Source organism: Nocardioides dokdonensis FR1436 (assembly GCF_001653335.1).
GTDB classification, from domain to species: Bacteria; Actinomycetota; Actinomycetes; order Propionibacteriales; family Nocardioidaceae; genus Nocardioides; species Nocardioides dokdonensis.
The window spans coordinates 4,168,739-4,188,818 of sequence record NZ_CP015079.1; the positions used below are offsets into that span (position 1 = coordinate 4,168,739).

24 protein-coding genes are annotated in these 20,080 nt (G+C 72.2%); 13 read left to right on the plus strand and 11 right to left on the minus strand.

The features are described from left to right. Positions 1-137 precede the first annotated feature (137 nt). Genes I601_RS19550 through I601_RS19555 form a run of 3 tightly spaced genes read left to right on the plus strand, consistent with a single transcriptional unit; the run spans position 138 to position 4,794 of the window. On the plus strand, positions 138-3,905 hold the full coding sequence (locus I601_RS19550; protein WP_068113514.1) for a multifunctional oxoglutarate decarboxylase/oxoglutarate dehydrogenase thiamine pyrophosphate-binding subunit/dihydrolipoyllysine-residue succinyltransferase subunit: 3,768 nt from the start codon (positions 138-140) through the stop codon (positions 3,903-3,905). Between the two features lie 13 nt (positions 3,906-3,918). After that, the gene (locus I601_RS21430) at positions 3,919-4,095 is read left to right on the plus strand and encodes a DUF6104 family protein (protein WP_169834727.1); all 177 of its coding nucleotides are present in this window, start codon (positions 3,919-3,921) and stop codon (positions 4,093-4,095) included. A 48-nt stretch (positions 4,096-4,143) separates the two neighbouring features. Beyond that, on the plus strand, positions 4,144-4,794 hold the full coding sequence (locus I601_RS19555) for an acetoacetate decarboxylase family protein (RefSeq protein ID WP_068113517.1): 651 nt from the start codon (positions 4,144-4,146) through the stop codon (positions 4,792-4,794). A 6-nt stretch (positions 4,795-4,800) separates the two neighbouring features. Here the strand turns inward: I601_RS19555 and I601_RS19560 are convergent, their stop codons facing one another. After that, positions 4,801-5,043: a hypothetical protein gene (locus I601_RS19560; RefSeq protein ID WP_068113520.1), complete on the minus strand. Its 243-nt coding sequence runs from the start codon at positions 5,041-5,043 to the stop codon at positions 4,801-4,803. Between the two features lie 78 nt (positions 5,044-5,121). Here I601_RS19560 and I601_RS19565 point away from each other — a divergent pair, with 78 nt between their 5' ends. Further along, positions 5,122-5,751 carry a TetR family transcriptional regulator gene (locus I601_RS19565; protein WP_068113523.1) on the plus strand — a complete coding sequence of 210 codons (630 nt, stop codon included), beginning with the start codon at positions 5,122-5,124 and terminating at the stop codon, positions 5,749-5,751. 7 nt (positions 5,752-5,758) lie between these two features. Here the strand turns inward: I601_RS19565 and I601_RS19570 are convergent, their stop codons facing one another. The 4 genes from I601_RS19570 to I601_RS19585 form a co-directional block, all read right to left on the minus strand. After that, positions 5,759-6,475, minus strand: coding sequence for an SDR family oxidoreductase (locus I601_RS19570; RefSeq protein ID WP_068113526.1), 717 nt, complete (start codon positions 6,473-6,475; stop codon positions 5,759-5,761). Further along, positions 6,475-7,443 (minus strand): zinc-binding dehydrogenase, encoded by a 969-nt coding sequence (locus tag I601_RS19575; protein WP_068113530.1) that lies wholly within the window; start codon positions 7,441-7,443, stop codon positions 6,475-6,477. Before I601_RS19575 ends, I601_RS19570 begins: the two co-directional genes overlap by 1 nt. 43 nt (positions 7,444-7,486) lie before the next feature. Then, complete coding sequence (locus tag I601_RS19580; protein WP_068113533.1) at positions 7,487-8,695, minus strand: NAD(P)-dependent malic enzyme; 1,209 nt, start codon at positions 8,693-8,695, stop codon at positions 7,487-7,489. 157 nt (positions 8,696-8,852) lie between these two features. Beyond that, entirely contained in the window at positions 8,853-9,209 is a 357-nt protein-coding gene (locus I601_RS19585) for a S24 family peptidase (protein WP_237089483.1), read from the minus strand. A gap of 51 nt (positions 9,210-9,260) precedes the next feature. On the opposite strand from I601_RS19585, the gene sodN reads away from it, so the two are divergent. From sodN to I601_RS19600, 3 genes are all read left to right on the plus strand, one after another. Next, positions 9,261-9,662 carry a superoxide dismutase, Ni gene (gene sodN / locus I601_RS19590; protein ID WP_068113536.1) on the plus strand — a complete coding sequence of 134 codons (402 nt, stop codon included), beginning with the start codon at positions 9,261-9,263 and terminating at the stop codon, positions 9,660-9,662. A gap of 164 nt (positions 9,663-9,826) precedes the next feature. Next, a complete protein-coding gene (locus I601_RS19595; protein ID WP_068113539.1) occupies positions 9,827-10,246 on the plus strand; it encodes an ATP-binding protein in 420 nt (139 codons plus the stop codon). A gap of 5 nt (positions 10,247-10,251) precedes the next feature. Further along, positions 10,252-11,127: an RNA polymerase sigma factor SigF gene (locus tag I601_RS19600; protein WP_084527865.1), complete on the plus strand. Its 876-nt coding sequence runs from the start codon at positions 10,252-10,254 to the stop codon at positions 11,125-11,127. Between the two features lie 100 nt (positions 11,128-11,227). Here I601_RS19600 and I601_RS19605 read toward each other — a convergent pair whose 3' ends face one another. Continuing rightward, the gene (locus tag I601_RS19605) at positions 11,228-11,629 is read right to left on the minus strand and encodes a hypothetical protein (protein WP_068113541.1); all 402 of its coding nucleotides are present in this window, start codon (positions 11,627-11,629) and stop codon (positions 11,228-11,230) included. A 241-nt stretch (positions 11,630-11,870) separates the two neighbouring features. Between I601_RS19605 and I601_RS19610 the strand changes: the two genes are divergently transcribed. Beyond that, the gene (locus tag I601_RS19610) at positions 11,871-12,122 is read left to right on the plus strand and encodes a WhiB family transcriptional regulator (RefSeq protein WP_068113543.1); all 252 of its coding nucleotides are present in this window, start codon (positions 11,871-11,873) and stop codon (positions 12,120-12,122) included. Position 12,123: 1 nt separating this feature from the next. Here the strand turns inward: I601_RS19610 and I601_RS19615 are convergent, their stop codons facing one another. Beyond that, a complete protein-coding gene (locus I601_RS19615; protein WP_084528237.1) occupies positions 12,124-13,599 on the minus strand; it encodes a sensor histidine kinase in 1,476 nt (491 codons plus the stop codon). A 98-nt stretch (positions 13,600-13,697) separates the two neighbouring features. Here I601_RS19615 and I601_RS19620 point away from each other — a divergent pair, with 98 nt between their 5' ends. The 5 genes from I601_RS19620 (at position 13,698) to I601_RS22015 (ending at position 17,397) form a co-directional block, all read left to right on the plus strand. Further along, positions 13,698-14,549: a DUF2785 domain-containing protein gene (locus tag I601_RS19620; RefSeq protein ID WP_068113549.1), complete on the plus strand. Its 852-nt coding sequence runs from the start codon at positions 13,698-13,700 to the stop codon at positions 14,547-14,549. Positions 14,550-14,603: 54 nt separating this feature from the next. Further along, positions 14,604-16,325, plus strand: a complete 1,722-nt coding sequence (locus tag I601_RS19625; RefSeq protein WP_068113552.1) for an acetolactate synthase — start codon at positions 14,604-14,606, stop codon at positions 16,323-16,325. Positions 16,326-16,327: 2 nt separating this feature from the next. Beyond that, on the plus strand, positions 16,328-16,813 hold the full coding sequence (locus tag I601_RS19630; protein WP_237089484.1) for a GNAT family N-acetyltransferase: 486 nt from the start codon (positions 16,328-16,330) through the stop codon (positions 16,811-16,813). Then, a complete protein-coding gene (locus I601_RS19635) occupies positions 16,810-17,223 on the plus strand; it encodes a thioesterase family protein (protein ID WP_237089485.1) in 414 nt (137 codons plus the stop codon). Before I601_RS19630 ends, I601_RS19635 begins: the two co-directional genes overlap by 4 nt. A gap of 99 nt (positions 17,224-17,322) precedes the next feature. After that, positions 17,323-17,397 carry a 50S ribosomal protein bL37 gene (locus tag I601_RS22015; RefSeq protein ID WP_417033842.1) on the plus strand — a complete coding sequence of 25 codons (75 nt, stop codon included), beginning with the start codon at positions 17,323-17,325 and terminating at the stop codon, positions 17,395-17,397. 75 nt (positions 17,398-17,472) lie between these two features. Here I601_RS22015 and rsrA read toward each other — a convergent pair whose 3' ends face one another. The 4 genes from rsrA to I601_RS19655 all read right to left on the minus strand — a co-directional run bounded on the left by rsrA (position 17,473) and on the right by I601_RS19655 (position 20,027). Continuing rightward, a complete protein-coding gene (rsrA, locus tag I601_RS19640) occupies positions 17,473-17,775 on the minus strand; it encodes a mycothiol system anti-sigma-R factor (protein WP_068113555.1) in 303 nt (100 codons plus the stop codon). Then, the gene (locus I601_RS19645; protein ID WP_157520350.1) at positions 17,772-18,449 is read right to left on the minus strand and encodes a sigma-70 family RNA polymerase sigma factor; all 678 of its coding nucleotides are present in this window, start codon (positions 18,447-18,449) and stop codon (positions 17,772-17,774) included. The genes rsrA and I601_RS19645 overlap by 4 nt, the downstream gene beginning before the upstream one ends. A gap of 103 nt (positions 18,450-18,552) precedes the next feature. Continuing rightward, the gene (locus tag I601_RS19650; RefSeq protein WP_068113558.1) at positions 18,553-19,215 is read right to left on the minus strand and encodes an alpha/beta hydrolase family protein; all 663 of its coding nucleotides are present in this window, start codon (positions 19,213-19,215) and stop codon (positions 18,553-18,555) included. After that, positions 19,212-20,027 carry an SOS response-associated peptidase gene (locus I601_RS19655; RefSeq protein ID WP_068115368.1) on the minus strand — a complete coding sequence of 272 codons (816 nt, stop codon included), beginning with the start codon at positions 20,025-20,027 and terminating at the stop codon, positions 19,212-19,214. Before I601_RS19655 ends, I601_RS19650 begins: the two co-directional genes overlap by 4 nt. Between the last annotated feature and the right edge of the window lie 53 nt (positions 20,028-20,080).

A 20,080-nucleotide genomic window follows, 5' to 3' on the forward strand; every position in this document is an offset into this window, starting at 1 on the left:
GTCCTCCTCCGGTGTTACTCCGGCAACACCTGGTCCCAAAGCGTGCCCCAACCTCGGCATTTGATGGTGGGTGGGTCTAGCCTTGGACACCGACTCCACCCATCCACGCGCGCTCATCGGAAGAGGCGAAGCAAGCCGTGCCGCAGTCCCCCAGCAGTTCCCCCTCCACCTCCCCCGAGGTCTCTGACGACTTCGGGGCCAACGAGTGGCTCGTGGAGGAGATGTACGAGCGTTACCGCAAGGATCCAGCGAGCGTGGAACCGAGCTGGGCCGCGTACTTCAAGGCCAACGATAACGGCGGGTCGGACCGCTCGAGCACATCGGGGAACAACGGCTCCCAGACGAAGCAGCCGGCGAAGCAGGAGTCCGAGCCGGCCGCTAGGCCCGAGTCGACGCCTGCGCCCGCGAAGAAGCCCGCGGCCTCCGACACCCCGAAGCCCGTCGCCAAGCCGCGCCCGGAGACGAAGGCCGCAGAGCCCGCCAAGGACACCACGGCCCCCATGGCCAAGGAGTCCAAGCCGAGCAAGGAGACGACGCCGGCGACGTCGTCCGGCGCCAGCGACGACCCGACGTACAAGGTCCTGCGCGGCGCCCCTGCGCGGACCGTCCAGAACATGGACATCTCGCTGACCGTGCCCACCGCCACCTCGGTGCGTGCGGTGCCGGTGAAGCTCCTGTGGGACAACCGCACGGTCATCAACAACCACCTGGCCCGCGCCCGAGGCGGCAAGGTCTCCTTCACGCACCTGATCGGCTACGCGCTCGTCAAGGCCCTGACGGCGATGCCGGAGATGAACAACTCCTACGCCGAGGTCGACGGCAAGCCGAACCTCGTCACCCCGGCCCACGTGAACCTCGGGCTGGCGATCGACCAGAAGAAGTCCGACGGCACCCGCCAGCTGCTCGTGCCGAGCATCAAGCGCTGCGAGACGATGGACTTCGCCGGCTTCTGGACCGCCTACGAGGACATGGTCACCAAGGCCCGCGACAACAAGCTCGCCGTCTCGGACTTCCAGGGCACCACGATCAGCCTGACCAACGTCGGCGGCCTGGGCACCAACCACTCGGTGCCGCGCCTGATGACCGGCCAGAGCGCCATCATCGGCGTCGGCGCGATGGAGTACCCGCCCGAGTGGCAGGGCGCCTCGGACGAGGCGATCGCGCGCAACGCCATCTCGAAGGTCATGACCATGACCTCGACCTACGACCACCGCGTGATCCAGGGCGCGCAGTCGGGCGAGTTCCTCAAGCGCGTCCACCAGCTGCTGCTGGGCCAGGACGGCTTCTACGACGAGATCTTCCGCTCGCTGCGCATCCCCTACGAGCCGATCCGTTGGGGCCATGACATCGCCACGACGCACGACGACGAGATCAGCAAGCAGGCCCGGATCCTCGAGCTGATCCACGCCTACCGCGTGCGTGGGCACATGATGGCCGACACCGACCCGCTGGAGTACCGCCAGCGCACCCACCCCGACCTCGAGATCGAGTCGCACGGGCTGACCATGTGGGACCTGGACCGCGAGTTCGCCACCGGCTCGTTCGGTGGCACCGGTCGTCGCTTCATGCGGCTGCGCGACATCCTGGGCATCCTGCGGGACTCCTACTGCCGCACCACCGGCATCGAGTACATGCACATCATGGATCCCGAGCAGCGCCGCTGGATCCAGGAGCGCGTCGAGCAGCCGCACACCAAGCCGCCCCGCGAGGAGCAGCTGCGGATCCTGCTCAAGCTCAACCAGGCCGAGGCGTTCGAGACCTTCCTGCAGACCAAGTTCGTCGGTCAGAAGCGCTTCTCCCTCGAGGGCGGCGAGACCACCATCCCGGTGATCGACGAGATCTGCGAGGCCGCCGCCGAGTCGGGCCTCGACGAGGTCACGATGGGCATGGCCCACCGCGGCCGCCTCAACGTGCTGGCCAACATCGTGGGCAAGAACTACTCGCAGATCTTCCGCGAGTTCGAGGGCAACATCGACCCGCGCACCGTCCAGGGCTCCGGCGACGTGAAGTACCACCTGGGTGCCGAGGGTGAGTTCGAGGCCGAGAGCGGCGAGACCGTCAAGGTGTCCGTGGCCGCGAACCCCTCGCACCTCGAGGCCGTCGACCCGGTCGTGGAGGGCATCGCCCGCGCCAAGCAGGACGTGCTCGACCAGGGCGCCGCCTTCCCTGTGCTGCCGCTGCTCGTGCACGGCGACGCGGCCTTCGCGGGCCAGGGCGTCGTCGCCGAGACCCTCAACCTCTCGCAGCTGCGCGGCTACCGCACCGGCGGCACCGTGCACCTGGTGGTCAACAACCAGGTCGGGTTCACCACCTCCCCGGGCTCCTCGCGCTCGTCGCTGTACTGCACCGACGTCGCGCGGATGGTGCAGGCGCCGATCTTCCACGTCAACGGTGACGACCCCGAGGCCTGCATCCGGGTGGCGCGACTGGCGTTCGAGTACCGCCAGGCCTTCAACAAGGACGTCGTCATCGACCTCGTGTGCTACCGCCGCCGAGGTCACAACGAGGGCGACGACCCGTCGTACACGCAGCCGCTGATGTACGACCTGATCGAGCAGAAGCGCTCGGTGCGCAAGCTCTACACCGAGTCGCTCATCGGTCGTGGCGACATCACGATCGAGGAGGCCGAGCAGGTCCTGCGGGACTACCAGCAGCAGCTGGAGCGGGTCTTCACCGAGGTGCGCGAGGCCACCGGCCAGCCCTCGGAGTGGACCACCGTCCCGGACTACCCCGAGAAGACCGTCGGCGACACCGACACGACCGTCCCGCTCGAGTTCCTCAAGCGGATCTCGGACGCCTACGTCACCCCGCCCGAGGGCTTCACCGTGCACCCCAAGGTGATGCCGCAGCTGCAGCGCCGCGCCAAGGCGATCACCGAGGGGCCCATCGACTGGGGCACCGGCGAGATCCTGGCGTTCGGCGCGTTGCTGATGGAGGGTCGCCCGGTGCGGCTCGCCGGCCAGGACTCGCGACGCGGCACGTTCGTCTCGCGGTTCGGCACGATCATCGACCGGGTCACCGCGGACGAGTGGACCCCGCTGTCCGGGCTGACCGAGGACCAGGCCAAGTTCTACCTCTACGACTCGTTGCTCTCCGAGTACGCCGCCCTCGGTTTCGAGTACGGCTACTCCGTGGCGCGTCCCGACGCCCTCGTGCTGTGGGAGGCGCAGTTCGGCGACTTCGTCAACGGCGCCCAGACCGTCATCGACGAGTTCATCTCCTCGGGCGAGACCAAGTGGCGCCAGCAGTCGGGGGTCGTGCTGCTGCTGCCGCACGGCTACGAGGGCCAGGGCCCCGACCACTCCTCGGCGCGCATCGAACGGTTCCTGACGATGGCGGCCGACGAGGCGTTCGTGGTGGCCCAGCCCTCCACGCCCGCGTCGTACTTCCACCTGCTGCGCCAGCACTCGCTCGGCGAGGCGCACCGACCGCTCATCGTCTTCACGCCGAAGTCGATGCTCAAGCGCAAGGAGGCGGCCTCGCAGCCGGAGGACTTCACCTCCGGCTCCTTCCGCCCCTTCATCGGGGACGCCGAGGCGGACCCCTCGAAGGTCGACACGCTGCTGCTGTGCTCGGGTCGCGTGACCTGGGACCTCATGGTCGAGCGGGCCAAGCGCGAGGGCGCCGAGCGGTTCGCGATCGCGCGGGTGGAGCAGCTCTACCCGCGCCCGGTCGACGACATCACGGCGGAGATCGCCCGCTACCCCCACCTCAAGACCGTGCGGTGGGTGCAGGACGAGCCCCGCAACATGGGGCCGTGGCCGCACTACCAGCTCAACGTGTGGCCCGACGTCGACGCCCAGGTCGAGCCCGTCACCCGCGAGGAGTCCTCCTCCCCCTCGGTCGGCACCGCGAAGCGGCACCAGGCCGAGCAGAAGGACCTGCTCGACCGCGCGTTCGCCTGACGCGGGGCGCGCTGTGTACTACACCGATCGCGGGATCGAGGAGCTCGAGCGACGCCGGGGTGACGAAGAGGTCACCCTGGCCTGGCTGGCCGACCAGCTGCAGGTCTTCACCGACACCCACCCCGAGTTCGAGACAGCGGTGGAGCGGCTGGCCACCTGGCTGGCCCGCCTGGACGATCCGGAAGACTGACCTGTCAGAATCCGCCCCCGGGCGCACCTGCCTGGCTAGACTCCGGCCATGAACGCTGAGAAGCCTGCCTCCCCGGTCCCCACGACCGGCTCGGTCGCCTACCCGCCGGCACCGTGGACGATGCTGGGCCAGATGTGGGTCTCGGTCTTCCGGGTGCCGCACGACGTCGACGAGCAGCGCCCCCGAGGGGTCTACGGAGCGGCGTTCGTGTCGTACGAGGAGGGCAGCCCGCTGACCTACTCCGAGCTGCTGGTGGCGCGGGTGCTGCGTACGCCCAGCGGCCAGCGCCGCGTCACCATCACCGACATCTGGGTCGACTCCCCCGCCTCCGTGGCCGGTGGTCGGGGCCTGTGGGCGATCCCCAAGGGCCTCGCGGACTTCGACCTCTCGACCGGGCGCCGTGGACCTCTGGAGACCGCGGCGTGGTCGGCGAGCACCTCCGGCGGTCCTGTCGCCTCGGCGCGCTTCTCGGACCTGGCCCGGCTCGCGCCGCGGCTGCCGTCGCGGGGCGGGACCTGGCAGCCGCCGATCGACGAGCACACGGTGCCGGTCGAGGCCGACCTGCGCGGCTCCGCACGGGTCGCGCCCTGCCGGGCCTCCTGGGACTTCGCCCCGACCGGCCCCCTGGGCTGGCTGGCGGGGCGCCGCAGCCTCGCCTCGTTCCGCCAGCACGGCTTCACGCTCAGCTTCGGCGTCTGACCCCGCTCAGACGTCGTCGTCGCCCCGGGCAGCGCGCTGGGCGGCCTGACGGATCTCGAAGACGTCGGTGGCCAGGCCTCCGAGCGCGCTGGCGACGTCCTTGATCGCCGAGGTGACGATGGTCGCCACCTCGCCGACGGTGGTGGCCGTGGCCTCGATCGCGCTCTGGGCGGCGTCCTTGCCGATCTCGGCCCGGCTGAGGTGGTCGTGGCCGTCCCGGCTCGGCGGCGGGCTCGGGGAAGGTGTCATGGGCCCAGTCTGGCGCTGGGGTGGGGCGCCTGACCAGGCGGGCCCGGGTGCCGGTCGGCCCGGCGATAGCATCGGGACGTGACCCAGACCCGAGTCGAGCGCAAGGAGCGCACCCGCCGGGCGATCCTCGACGCCGCCCTGGGGCTGTGCGAGGACAGCAGCCTCGTCGCGCTCTCCCTGCGACAGGTCGCCAAGGAGGTCGGCATCGTGCCGACCGGCTTCTACCGGCACTTCGACTCGATCGAGTCCCTGGGGCTGACCCTGGTCGACGAGTCGTTCGCCTCGCTGCGCGCGCTGCTGCGCGACGTACGCCGCAACCAGGGCGACTTCCACGCCATCGTCGACGGGTCGGTCTCCATCCTGGTCGAGCACGTGCACCGGCAGCGCTCCCACTTCGCGTTCATCGCCCGCGAGCGCGCCGCCGGTCAGCCGGCCGTGCGCGACGCGATCCGCCACGAGATCGACCTGTGCGAGCGCGAGCTGGCCACCGACCTGGCCCACCTGCCCGGGACCGACGCCTGGTCGACCGACGACCTGCGGGTCCTCTCGTCGCTCATCGTGTCGGCGATGGTCGCCGTCACCGAGGACATCGTCGCTGCGGGGGGACGGCCTGAGGCCGAGGCCCAGATCGTCGAGACCGCCCGGACCCAGCTGCGGATGGTCCTGGTCGGGGCGATGAACTGGCGCTCGACGCCGCCTCCGGCCTGACCGGGCCTCAGCCCCGCGGGCGCAGCGTCAGGTCGCTGAGCACGGCGTCCCCGGGCAGGTCCAGCACGTGCAGGACCGCGTCGGCGACGGTGCCGGGGTCGATCCACGCCGCGGGGTCGTAGTCCTTGCCCTCCTGGGCGTGCACCTTCTCCTGCATCGCGGTGGCCGTGCGACCGGGGTAGATCGTGGTGACCCGCACCCCGTGGCCCGCCTCCTCGGCGCGCAGGGAGTCGGCGAGCGCTTTCAGACCGTGCTTGCTGGCGGCGTACGCCGACCACTGGGGGTGGGCGTGCAGGCCGGCGCCCGAGTTGACGAGCACCACCGTGCCGCGTGCGGCGCGCAGCGCCGGCAGCGCGAGGCGGGTCAGGACCGCAGGCGCCACCAGGTTCACGCTCACCTGCTCGACCCAGGCCGCGGCGGACAGCTCGGCGACCGTGCCCAGCTCGACGACCCCTCCGGCGTGCACCAGGGAGTCCAGCCGGGCGGGAAGCCGGTCGCCCAGCGCCTCGACCGCCGACGGGTCCGCCAGGTCGGCCACGACCGTGTGTGCCCCGGGGAAGGCCGCGGCCAGCTCCGTGGCCCGCTCGGCCGAGCGCGCGAGCAGCCACAGCTGCTCACCACGGGCGTGCAGCCGCTCGGCGAGGACGGCACCGATGCCGGAGCCGGCGCCCGTGATCAGGTGGGTGCCCGGGGCGCTCGTGGCACCCGGGGTGGTCGGAGTCATCAGCGGGTCAGGACGATCTTGCCGAACACGTCGCCCGCGACCATGGCGGCGAAGCCGTCAGCGGCCTGATCCATGGGCAGGGTCCGGTCGACGAGGGGCCGGGCGCCGGTGGCGTCGAGCATCGAGACCAGCGAGGCCAGCTCGTCGCGGGTGCCCATCGTGGAGCCGACCACGGAGAGCTGGAGGAAGAAGATGCGGGTCAGCTCGGCGTCGTCGAGCTGCGGTCCGGAGGTCGTGCCCGAGATGACCAGGCGGCCGCCTGGCTTGAGCGAGCGCACCGAGTGCGACCAGGTGGCCCGCCCGACGGTCTCCATCACCGCGTCCACCTTGACCGGCAGACGGGCACCGGACTCGAAGACCTCGTGGGCGCCGATCTCGAGCGCCCGGGCGCGCTTGTGCTCGTCGCGGCTGGTGGCCAGCACCCGCAGCCCGGCAGCACGGCCCAGGATGATGGCGGCGGTGGCGACGCCGCCGCCGGCGCCCTGCACCAGGACGGTGTCACCGGCGGTGAGGCCGCCGCGGGTGAAGAGCATCCGGTAGGCGGTCAGCCACGCGGTCGGCAGGCACGCCGCCTCCGCGAAGGACAGCGAGGCGGGCTTGGGCACGACGTTGCGGCGGGGCACGACCACCTTGTCTGCGAAGGTGCCCTGGTGGCGCTCGGACAGCAGCGAGCGCCGCGGGTCGAAGGTCTCGTCGCCGCTCCAGGAGGGGTCGCTGACCACGGCGTGCACGACCACCTCGTTGCCGTCCTCGTCGAGCCCGGCGGCGTCGCAACCGAGGATCATCGGCAGCGCCTCGTCCTTGAGCCCGACCCCGCGCAGCGACCACACGTCGTGGTGGTTCAGCGAGGCCGCCTTGACGGTGACCGTGGTCCAGCCGTCGGGGGCGACCGGGTCGGGCCGCTCCCCCACCACCAGGCCGGACAGCGGGTTGTCGGAGGAGAAGGAATCGGCGTAGACGGCGAACATGTCACCGAGGCTAGCGCCCCGCTCCTCCTCCCCCGGGGCGAGGTCAGCGCCGGGCGACCCCGTCGCGACGCGCCGCCTCCGCCACGGCGCTGGAGACCGCACCGGGCACCCGCGGGTCGAACGGCGAGGGGATGACCTGAGTCTCGCTGAGGTCGTCGCCCACCAGGTCGGCCAGCGCGTTGGCGGCGGCGAGCTTCATGCCCTCGGTGATCGACGTGGCGTGCACGTCGAGCGCGCCGCGGAAGATGCCGGGGAAGGCGAGCACGTTGTTGATCTGGTTCGGGAAGTCCGAGCGACCGGTGGCCACGATCCGTGCGTAGCGTCGAGCGACGTCCGGGTGCACCTCGGGCATGGGGTTGGCCAGCCCGAAGATGATCGAGTCGGGCGCCATCCGGGCGACGTCCTCCTCGGGGACGGTGCCGCCGGAGACTCCGATGTAGACGTCGGCACCGTCCAGCACCTCGCCGAGCGTGCCGGTGCGGCCGGTCTTGTCGGCGGTCATCTCGGCGAGCGCCTTCTTGACCGGCGTCAGGTCGGTGCGCGAGGAGTGCAGGACGCCCTTGCGGTCGGTGACGGCCAGGTCCGTGATGCCGGCCTCGAGCAGGATCTTGGCGACCGCGACGCCGGCGGCGCCGGCACCCGAGATGACCACGCGGGTGGTGCCGGGCTCGCGTCCGGTGAGCCGCAGCGAGTTCTTCAGCGCGGCCAGGGCCACGACGGCGGTGCCGTGCTGGTCGTCGTGGAAGACCGGGATGTCGAGCATCTCCTTGAGCCGGTCCTCGATCTCGAAGCAGCGCGGCGCCGAGATGTCCTCGAGGTTGATCCCGCCGAAGCTCGGCGCGAGCCGGGCCACGGTCGCGATGATCTCCTCGGTGTCCGTGGTGTCCAGGCAGATCGGGATGGCGTCGACGCCGCCGAACTGCTTGAACAGCACCGCCTTGCCCTCCATGACGGGCATCGCGGCAGCGGGCCCGATGTCGCCGAGCCCGAGGACCGCGGTGCCGTCGCTGACGACCGCGACCGTGTTGGGGACCCACGTGTAGTGCTGGGTCATGCTCGGGTCGGCGGCGATCGCCTGGCACACCAGCGCGACGCCCGGCGTGTAGGCCAGGGCCAGGTCGGCGTCGTCGACGAGCGGCGCCGTCGGGGCGATCTGCATCTTGCCGCCGAGGTGGAGGTCGAAGACGGGGTCACCCTGGTGGGGGTGCGTCGACGCGGTGGCCGGTCGGGGAGGCACGGGAACTGAGGACATCTCGTTGAGGTCTTTCCAGGCTGAAGGGCCGACATGTGCGGATCCGGCTCGACGGGCGGGGTGGTGCCACGGAGCGCCGGGACCCGGGCGGGTTGCCGTCCTCGAAGTCTCGCACAGCGCACGCACCCCGAGGTGGGACGTCCCACAGTGCGGTGACTCACAGCCGGCGCAGGCGCGGCCGGGGCCACAGCCGGGCGATCACGACGCCCCGCACGTCGCGCTCCGGCACCGGACCGCGGTGCCGGGAGTCGACGCCGACCGCAGGGTCGTCGCTCAGCAACCACCAGGCCGCCGCGCCGGTCGACGTACGACGTGGCTCGACGGCGCGCTTGACGGCCAGGGTCCGGTCGGGCAGCACCGCCACCACGACCCGGCCCGCCCGCACGGGGCGCCGGTAGGACACGAGGAGCCGGTCGCCGGGCCGCAGCCCCGGCCGCATCGAGTCGCCCCGGACCACCGCGAGACCCCACCTGGCCACGCTGTCGACCCGAGCGGGTGGAGTGCGGTCCGTCACGCCGAGTAGTGTCCCAGGCACCAAGTCACACCACGAACGAGAGGATCTGCATTGTTCGCCAAGCTCTTCGCACCCACCGTCGAGGTGTCCGCCCACTGCGACCTCCCGTGCGGTGTCTACGACCCCGCCCAGGCCCGCATCGAGGCCGAGTCGATCAAGGGCATCATCGCCAAGGTCGCCGACAACGACGACGCTGACTTCCGCACCCGCGCCATCCTCATCAAGGAGCAGCGCGCCGAGATGGTCAAGCACCACCTGTGGGTGCTGTGGACCGACTACTTCAAGCCCCCGCACTTCGAGAAGTACCCGCAGCTGCACCAGCTGGTCAACGAGGCCACCAAGCTGGCCGGCGCCTCCGGCGCCAAGGGCCTGCTCGACGCCGACGTGGCCGACCAGCTGCTGGCCAAGATCGACGAGATCGCCGAGATCTTCTGGGAGACCAAGAAGGCCTGAGGTCGTCTGGCCGCGGCACGCCGCGGCGTTTGCGAGGGCCGGTCCCGGGGTAGCACCCCGGGACCGGCCCTCGTGCCGTTCCGTGCGACCACCGCCCTTCCCCGCACGCTCGACCGGACAGCCCACTAGGGTGCGACCACCCTCATCCCGTGAAGGACGACCCCATGACTGTCTCCGCAGCGACCGCCGACGCGGCCGCGGACCGCCCCGACGTCGAGATCCGGCTGCCCGCGGACGGCGCCTTCGTCTCGGTCCTGCGGATCACCACCGCCGGCCTGGCCGCCCGCCTCGACTTCACCATCGAGGACATCGAGGACCTGCGGATCGCGGTCGGCGAGGCCTGCGCCATGGTGCTGCCCGAGGCCGACGAGGGTGCCGACCTGGTGGGGCGCTTCTTCCTGCGCCCCGGCGAGCTCACCGTCTCGGTGGCGGTCGCCTCGGCCCAGCCCGCCGCCCCCGACTACGACAGCTTCGCCTGGCAGGTCCTCACGACGCTGGCGACCTCCGCGGACGTCGGCACCAGCCAGGGCCAGTTCCTGGTCACGATGGTCATGCACTCCACCGCGCTCGGTGACGGCCGGTAGCACCCGTGCCCCCCTCCACCCCCGCGGAGCGACCGGTCCCGGTCCCCGCCCTCCTGCCCGGCGAGGCACCCCCCGACCCGCCCGAGCCCCGCGACGACGCCACCCGGCGCCGCCTGGGCATCGAGGCCACCCGTCGACGCAGTGCCGAGCTGTTCCTGGTCCTGCGTGACGAGGAGTCCACCGAGCCTGCCCGCGCCGGCGCCCGGGACTCCCTGGTGCACCTGCACCTGCCGCTCGTCGAGCACTGCGCGCGCCGCTTCCGCAACCGCGGGGAACCCTTCGAGGACCTCGTCCAGGTCGGCACGATCGGGCTCATCAAGTCCGTGGACCGCTTCGACTGCGATCGCGGCGTGGAGTTCTCCACCTACGCGACGCCCACGATCATCGGCGAGATCAAGCGCTACTTCCGGGACAAGGGCTGGGCCATCCGGGTGCCCCGGCGGCTGCAGGAGCTGCGGATGCAGATCGGCACCGCCACCGCCGAGCTGACCCAGTCGCTGGGCCGCTCCCCCACGATGGCCGAGCTGGCCGGGGTGATCGGCTGCAGCGTCGAGGAGATCATCGAGGGCATCGAGTCCTCCAACGCCTACTCGACGCTCTCCCTCGACGCCAGCGACGACGGGGACGACGGCTCCGCGACGATGCTGGACGCGATCGGCGTGGACGACGCAGGGCTCGAGCACGTGGAGATCCGCGAGTCGCTCAAGCCGCTGCTCGACCGGCTGGAGCCACGGGAGAAGAAGATCCTGCTGCTGCGGTTCTTCAAGAACCAGACCCAGTCGCAGATCGCCGAGGAGATCGGGGTCTCCCAGATGCACGTGTCCCGGCTGCTCAGCCGCACCCTCGACCAGCTGCGCAGCTCGCTCGAGACCGCCGACTGACACAGACGACCAGTCACTTCTGCACCACCGAGCAGTCACCTGTGCACACCGTCGGGTGCGAAAGTGACTGGTGGGTGGTGCGAAAGTGACTGCTCGGCCGTCAGCCGCGAGGAGCCGGTTCGTCGCCGAGGGCCGCCATCGTCTCGCGGTGCAGGAGACCGGCGAGGGTGATGGCGCTGACCACGACGAGGGCGATCACGACCGCCCAGGTGCCCCGGAAGCTCCAGGCCAGGCCGAGGGCGATGAGCTGGGCAAGCAGCAGCGGGCCCCGCGCCCAGGCCGCACGCCGGGTCAGTCCCCAGGAGCAGGCGATCAGCAGCAGGCCGAAGAGCGCGAAGAACGCCGCGGTGGTGGTGCCCATGGCCAGCCGCTCGGACGAGATGCTGGACAGCTCGGCGGCGGCGAGCAGCAGCAGCACCATCCCCTCGACGGCACCCAGCGAGGCCGCGACCAGCAGGGGGGCCGGGGGACGGGGCGGGGCCGGAGCCGGTTCGGGATGCACGGAAGTGAGCCTAGGGGCCACCACGGTGGCCCCACGACCCGCCCGGTTGGCAAATTGTGGCGGCTGTGACGTAGGAGACCACCCCCGATCAGCCCGAAGGGGTTGTTTAACGGTCCAAACGTTGGGACGCTGGTCGCTGCGCTCGTCCACGCATGCACGTTGCTGTGCCCACCGCACGAGCGCCCCGCAGGCCCTGCCTCCCCTGGCCTGCACGTCGTAGAGAAAGAGGGATAACCCAGCCATGGATTGGCGCCATCGTTCTGCCTGCCTCGACGAGGACCCTGAGCTGTTCTTCCCCATCGGCAACACCGGCCCGGCCATCCTCCAGATCGAGGAGGCCAAGCAGGTCTGCCGTCGCTGCGACGTGCGCGAGCTGTGCCTGCAGTGGGCGCTGGAGGCCGGTCAGGACCACGGCGTGTGGGGCGGTCTGAGCGAGGACGAGCGCCGTGCGCTCAAGCGCCGCAACGCGCGGGCCCGGGTGCGCACCGCCTGAGCTAGTCGAACGGGACGTCGATCTCGACCCGGGTGCCGGCTCCCGCGGGGACCGGCCCGAGGGCCAGCCGCCCACCGAGCTCGGACTCCACGAGCGTGCGCACGATCGACAGGCCCAGGCTGGTCGAGGCGTCGAGGTCGAAGGCCTCCGGCAGCCCCCGTCCGTCGTCGTCGACGACGAGGTGCAACCAGCCGTCGTCGCGTCGCACCGTCACGGTGACCCGGCCCGTGGTCGCGAGATCGATCTCGGGATCGGGGTCGTACCCGTGCTCGACGGCGTTCTGCAGCACCTCGGTCAGCACCATCGACAGCGCGGTCGCCGACTCCGAGGGCAGTCGGCCGAAGGCCCCCTCGCGGTGCACCCGGACCAGCCCCGGGGCGGCGCTGACCTCGGTGACCATCGACCCGAGCCGGTCGGCGATCTCGTCGAAGTCGACATCCTCCTCGACGGCCTGGCTCAACGTCTCGTGCACGATGGCGATCGAGCCGACTCGCCGCACCGCCTCGTCCAGCGCGGCCCGGGCCTCCTCCGAGTCGATGCGACGCGCCTGGAGCCGCAGGAGGGCGGCCACGGTCTGCAGGTTGTTCTTCACCCGGTGGTGGATCTCCCGGATGGTCGCGTCCTTCGTGATCAGCTCACGGTCGCGCCGGCGCAGGTCGGTGACGTCGCGCACCAGCACCAGCGCCCCGAGGTGCTCGCTCTCGGAGCGCAGCGGGATCGAGCGGGCGATCAGGGCCACGCCGTCGCTGGCCAGCTCGGTGTCGCGGTGCACCCGCCCACCCATCACCGCGCTCAACGTCTCCTCGTCGACCCGGCGGCGCGGCGGCACCAGCGAGCGGGTCAGGTCGGGGAGCACGTGCCCGGCGAGGTCGCCGGAGAGACCCAGGCGACGGAAGACCGACTGGGCGTTCGGGCTGGCGTAGACCACCCGTCCAGCGGCGTCGACCCGCACGAAGCCGTCACCCACGCGGGGGGAGTCGGCGTGGTCGCTGCGTTGTCCGGGCGGCGGGAAGTGGCCCTGCGCGATCATCCGGGTCAGGTCGGCGGCCGACTGGAGGTAGGCCAGCTCCAGGCGGCTCGGGGTCCGCACGCCCAGCAGGTTGGTGTTGCGCGCCACGACCGCGATCACCCGGCCCCGTCGGCGCACCGGGATGGTCTCGACCCGCACGGGCACGTCGTCGCGCCACTCGGGGTCGCCCTCCCGGATGAGCCGCCCCTCGGCATGGGCCCGGTCGAGCAGCGGCCGCTCCCCCGCGGCCAGGAACGTGCCCAGCACGTCGTCGACGTACGCCGTCGGTGCGGTGGTGGGCCGCATTTGCCCGGCCGCCCAGAAGCCCGCGCCGGTGCGGTCCGGCAGCCACAGCACGAGGTCGGCGAAGGAGAGGTCGGCGATGATCTGCCAGTCGGCCTGCAGCAGCTGGAGCCAGGCGACGTCGTCCTCGTCGAGGTCGGTGTGGCTGCGGACGAGCTCGTTCATCGACGACACGCCGCCCACCCTAGGCCCGGGCCGGGCCAGGAGCCGCCGGGGCCGGTCCGCGGGTGCGCTCCTGCGAGGCGTTTGGCAGGATGGGCACCATGTCGGCGTCGTACTGGAACCAGGTGGTCGCCGACGGTCTGACGGTCCCCACGGACCGTCCTCTCGGGGACCTCACGGCAGAGCTCACGCGCATGCTCGGCGATCCGGACCCAGACCGTCGGGACGAGATCGCCCTGCCCACCCTCTGCACCTGGATCGAGCGTGGTGTCTACGACGACCTGCTGCTCGGTCTCGGTGACGGCATGAGCGCCGGGTTGCGGGTGGGCATCGAGACCCCCGGCACCGACGACGTCTTCCGGCGCAGCTTCTCGGCCCTGGTGCTGGGCGTGTGCCTGGACCGCGCCAACACCCACGACCTCGTGCCGCTGTCCACCGTGCTCGACTGGGGCGACCGGCTGGCGACGTGGCTGCTGCGCGAGCAGGACCTGCGCGGCTTCGTCGAGGGCAAGGGCTGGGCGCACGCGGTCGCGCACGGCGCCGACGCCCTGGGCTCCCTGGGCGAGTCGCCGCACCTGGGCGCCTCCGAGCTGACGGTGCTCCTCGACGTGGTCGCCGACCGCGTCCTCGCCGAGCCGCTGCCCCACCAGAGCCCCCTCGACCACGGCGAGCTCGACCGGCTGGCGATCGCCACCCTGCGGCTGCTGCGCCGGGACCTGCTGTCGCTGGGCGTCCTGGAGCCCTGGGTGAACCGGGTCGCGGGTGCCGCCAGCGACGCGATGGCCGGGCCCGGCGACCAGGACCCCTATCCGCGCTGGAACCACGCCGAGGGCTTCCTGCGGGCCCTCTACGTCCAGCTCGCCCTCACCACGAGGCCGCCGGCCGTGCGCGCCGACCTCGTGCTCGTGGTGGTCGACGCGCTGCGCCGCACCAACCACGCGTTCCTGGCCTGAGCCGCAGCGAGTGTTGCGGCCCCGGCCGGGGGGCTGCTGGGTAGCCTGCGTCACATGAGCGAGCAGACCGACGACCAGCGCACCGACCAGCGCACCGAGCGGCCCGGCGCCGCGCCAGCGGAGGCCGGTGCTGAGCTCACCGGCCACTCCGGGGTGCTCGCGGTCGCCGCGGCGCGGGCCCACGGGGTCGAGACGATGTTCACGCTCTCGGGCGCCCACGTCTTCCCCATGTACGACGGGGCCGTCACCGCCGACCCGCCGATGCGGCTGCTCGACGTGCGCCACGAGCAGACCGCGGCGTTCGCGGCCGAGGCGACCGGCAAGCTGACCCGGGTCCCAGGGCTGGCGGTGCTGACCGCGGGGCCGGGCGTGACGAACGGTGTCAGTGCGATCGCGCAGGCCCAGTTCGCGGGCTCCCCGATGGTGGTCGTGGGCGGGCGCGCCCCGCAGAACCGGTGGGGCTCCGGCAGCCTCCAGGAGCTCGACCACCCCCCGATCCTGTCCACGATCTCCAAGCTGGCCCGGACCCTGCCCACCGCCGGGGACGTGCTCCCCGGGATGGACGAGGCGTTCACCGTCGCCGGCTCCTCCCACCGGGGACCGGTGTTCGTCGACGTGCCGATGGACGAGTTCTTCAACACCGCCTCCGGCGTCGTGCCGGCCGGCGACCGCCAGTGCGGCGCCGCCCCGGACACCGACGCCATCGACACCGTGGCCGGCCTCCTCGCCGCGGCGCAGCGACCGGTGGTCGTGCTCGGCACCGACGTCTGGGCCGACCGCGCCGAGGAGGCCGCCCTGCGCTTCGTGGAGGCCACCGGCGTGCCCGCGATCACCAACGGCATGGGCCGAGGCGTGATCCCCGGTGGCCACCCGCTGCTGGTCACCAAGGCCCGCGGACAGGCCTTCGGCGGCGCCGACCTCGTGATCGTCGTCGGCACCCCCCTCGACTTCCGGCTCGGCTACGGCGTCTTCGGCGGCAAGGACGAGGCGCCGGCTGCCCGGGTCGTGCACGTGGCCGACTCCGCGGGCCAGCTCTCGACGCACGCCGACCTCGCCGCCTCGGTCAGCGGCGACCTGACGACCTGCCTCGACACACTCCTGGGCGCGCTCGAGCGCCGGGGCCAGACGTCGTACGCCGCCTGGGCGGGCTCGCTGCAGGACACGGTGCGCACCGCCACCGAGCGCGACAACCTGCTGCTGCGCGCCGAGGCCGACCCGGTGCACCCGGCCCGGATCTACGGCGAGCTGGTGCCGCGCCTGGCCGACGACGCGGTCGTCATCGGCGACGGCGGCGACTTCGTCTCCTTCGCCGGCAAGTACGTCGAGCCGCAGCGTCCCGGCGGCTGGCTCGACCCGGGCCCCTACGGGTGCCTGGGCGCCGGGCTGGGGGCGGCCATCGCCGCCCGGATCGCGCGCCCCTCGGCCCAGGTCGTGCTGCTGCTCGGCGACGGCGCGGCCGGGTTCTCGCTGATGGACGTCGACACGCTGGTGCGCCACGACCTGCCGGTCGTGATGGTGATGGGCAACAACTCCGCGTGGGGCCTGGAGAAGGGCCCGATGCAGATGCTCTACGGCTACGACGTGGTCGCCGACCTCGCGCCCCGCACCGCCTACGACGAGGTGGTCAAGGCGCTCGGCGGGGCCGGCGAGACGGTCACCGACCCCCGCCGGATCGGGCCGGCGCTGGACCGGGCCTTCGCCTCGGGCGTGCCCTACCTGGTCAACATCATCACCGATGTCGAGGCCGCCTACCCGCGCGCCACGTTCGGCATCTGAGCGTGCGGATCCGCCTGGCCGGGCCCGCCGACCACGTGGCCGTCGGCGACGTCACGGCAGCGGCGTACGCGCCGTTCCTGCTCGGCCCCGACGACCCGTACGTCGCGCGGCTGCGCGACGCGGCGACCCGCGCCCGCGAGGCCGAGCTGTGGGTCGCCTCCCCCGACGACTCCGACGAGGTCCTCGGCAGCGTCACCGACTGCCCCCCGGGCTCGCCGTGGCGCGAGGTCGCCGAGGATGACGAGGGTGAGTTCCGGATGCTCTCGGTCGCACCGGGGACCCAGGGCCAGGGCGTCGGGAGGGCCCTGGTCGACCACGTCCTGCAGCGCTGGCGGGTGCGTGGCGCGTCGGTGGTCGTGCTCTCGTCGCTGCGCGAGATGAGCACCGCGCACCGGCTCTACGGCCGGCTCGGCTTCGAGCGGCTCCCCGAGCGGGACTGGCAGCCGGTCCCCGACGTCCACCTGATCTGCTTCCGGAGGAACCTGTGACCCCACCCCCCGACGACACCGCCCCCGACCACTCCGCCCCGGCCCACGCCGTGACCCAGCACGAGGTCACCGAGGCCGACACCGCCCTGGCGGTCGGCTCGGGCAGCCTGCCGGTGCTGGGCACCCCTCGCCTCCTGGCGTGGTGCGAGGCTGCCACCTGTGCCGCGATCGAGCACACGGTGCCCGCGGGCTCGACCAGCGTCGGCACCCGCGTCGAGCTCGAGCACCGCGTGGCGAGCCCGGTCGGCGCCACGCTCGAGGTCACCGCCACCCTGGCCCACGTCGACGGCCGCCTGCACCGCTTCTCGGTGGCGGCCCGGCACACCGGCGCCTCGGGCGGGAAGGTGGTGGCCACCGGGGAGGTCACCCGGGTCGTCGTCGACGCCGAACGCTTCCTGGGCCGCGTGTGAGCCGGCCCGCTCGCGGGGCCAATTAGTGACGGGCCCCGTCGTTTGAGAGACTGACCCCTGGCCCAGCCACGGGTCGACCGCGATTCGGAGGAGAACACCATGGGCAAGACTGGCCGCAAGCGCCGCAGTCGCCGCAAGAAGGGCGCCAACCACGGGAAGCGTCCCAACGCCTGAGACAGCGTGTGATGCTCGACGAAAGAGCCCTCGGACCACTGGTCCGAGGGCTCTTCGCATGCCGGGGGCGGGGCCTCAGCGCTCGGTGATCTCCACCTGCACCTGGCGCACCCGCATCATCACGCGGTTGCGCAGCTCCTCGGGCGCGGTCTCCGAGCAGGAGCGGGCGACGATCTGCTTGACCGTGCGCTGCAGGTCGTACTTCTCCAGGCACGGGTTGCACGAGTCGAGGTGCAGCTGCACCGCGGCGCAGTCGGAGCGGTCGAGCTCGTTGTCGAGGAAGTAGACGATGCGCTCGAGGAAGTCCACGCACTCCTCGTCGGACACGTTCTCGTGGCTGTGGCCGTCGGGGTCGTGGCGGCGGTCGTCGGCGCTCATGACGGGGCTCCCGGGACGGTCGAGGCGGGCAGCAGGTGGTGGGTGCGCACGTAGTCGGAGAGCATGTCGCGCAGCTGGCGGCGGCCGCGGTGCAACCGCGACATCACCGTGCCGATGGGGGTGTCCATGATCTCGGCGATCTCCTTGTAGGCGAAGCCCTCGACGTCGGCGAGGTACACCGCGAGACGGAACTCCTCGGGCAGCCGCTGCAGCGCGTCCTTGACCTCGGAGTCGGGAAGGTGTTCGAGAGCCTCGGTCTCCGCGGACTTCAGCCCCGACGACGTGTGCGACTCTGCGCGGGCCAGCTGCCAGTCCTCGACGTCCTCGGACATCGACTGCTGCGGCTGGCGCTGCTTCTTGCGGTAGGTGTTGATGAACGTGTTGGTCAGGATCCGGTACAGCCAGGCCTTCAGGTTGGTCCCGGGCTTGAACTGGTGGAAGGACTGGTAGGCCTTCGCGAAGGTCTCCTGGACCAGGTCCTCGGCGTCCGAGGGGTTGCGCGTCATCCGCATGGCGGCGGAGTAGAGCGGGTCCAGGAACGGCAGGGCGTCCCGCTCGAAGCGGGCCGTGCGCTCGGCATCGGTCTCCGTCTCGCGGTCCGCGACCTCGACAGGCTGGTCGTCAGTGGGCAGGGCCGCAGGCGCGGAGGCCGGGGACTCGGTGGTGTCACTCATCGAGTCCCAGCCTAGCCGCGTCGCGGTCGGTTCGAGCAGGGCCATCACGAAGGAGGAACCGGCGAGGGCCTCCGGTTGTTCCCGCCGACCGGCCCGGGACGGGTCAGGGGACGTCGCTGCCGACCACGTCGCGCACCAGCCACTCGAGCGTGGACTCGACCAGCACGGCCAGCGCCACCTCCTGCGAGACCTCGGCACGCCGCAGGGTCGCGAACCCGTGGTCGCCACCGGGGACGACGGCGAGGACGATGCCGTCGGGCAGCCGGTCGGGGAACTCCTCGGGGCGACCCATCGTGTCGCGCTCGCCCTGCAGCACCAGGGTGGGTACGCCGCACCCGAGGAGCTCGTGGAGCCGCGACCTCTCCGGCTTGCCGGGCGGGTGCAGCGGGAAGGCCAGTGCGAGGCAGCCGACCGCGCCGACCTCCGAGGCGCACCGGGCGGCCGAGCGGGCCCCGGCGGAGCGGCCACCGACCACGAGCGGCGCACCCGGGCCCAGGGCGGCGACGGCGGCGCGCAGTCCGTCGTCGAGGGTCGGTGGGGGCGAGGCGACCTTGCGACCCGCCCGGCGCCACGGCTGCTCGAACCGGGCCACGGTGACGCCCTGGCGCGGCAGCGCGTCGGCGAGCGCCTCGAGGTCACGGGTGTCGATGCCGGCGCCGGCGCCGTGGCTGAGCAGCAGCCGGACGCCCTCGGCCTCGGCCCGGCTGATCACGAGCCGGCCCGGGCCGTGCGGGGTGTCGACGACGGTGCCCTCGTCGGCGCTCACGCCCGGTCCCCGGACGCCTGCTGGGCCAGCTCGGCAGCCAGCTCGTCGGCGACGCCCGCGGGCAGGTCGTCGATCGGCAGCGGCGCCACGAGCTCGGGGCCGTTGTTGCGGACGTTGCTGACCGGCGCGGCGACCGGGTGGGCCTCCAGGCGCCCCGGCGCCGCGGGGCTGAGCAGGTCGGCGAGGTCGCCGGCGCTCGGGGACCGGGTCGGGTCGAGCCAGTCGTCCCAGCGCTCCCGCTCGACCATCATCGGCATCCGGTCGTGGATGCGCCCGAGGGCGTCCTCGGCCTCGGTGGTGATGACCGTGCAGGTCCACAGGAACCGGGCCGCGTCGTCCTCGGCCCGCGTCGGGTCGCGCCAGATCTCGTACAACCCGGCCATCGCCAGCACCCCGCCGTCGGCGGGGCGGATGAAGAAGGGCTGCTTGCGCGGCTTGCCGGCCGCGGTGAGCTGCGAGGTCGGGTACCACTCGTAGTAGCCGTCGGCGGGCAGCAGGCAGCGCCGCTTCGCGAAGGCCTTGCGGTAGGCCGGCTTCTCGGCCACGGTCTCGCTGCGCGCGTTGATCATCCGGTTGCCGATCGAGGGATCCTTCGCCCACGAGGGCACCAGCCCCCACCTCAGGACCCGCAGCTGGCGCTCGGCGGCCGGCTGCTCCTCCCCCCGCGGGGGGCGCTCGACGACCGCGTAGACCTCCTTGGTCGGCGCGACGTTGTAGTCGGGGGCCAAGGGCGCCTCGATCCGCGGCTGGTCGATCTCGAACTCCTCGACCAGGTCCTCGGGCCGTCGGCTCGACGCGTACCTGCCGCACATGCGGACCACCCTAGTCGTGGTCCTCACCCGGTGAGGCGACCTCAGCGCCGGTG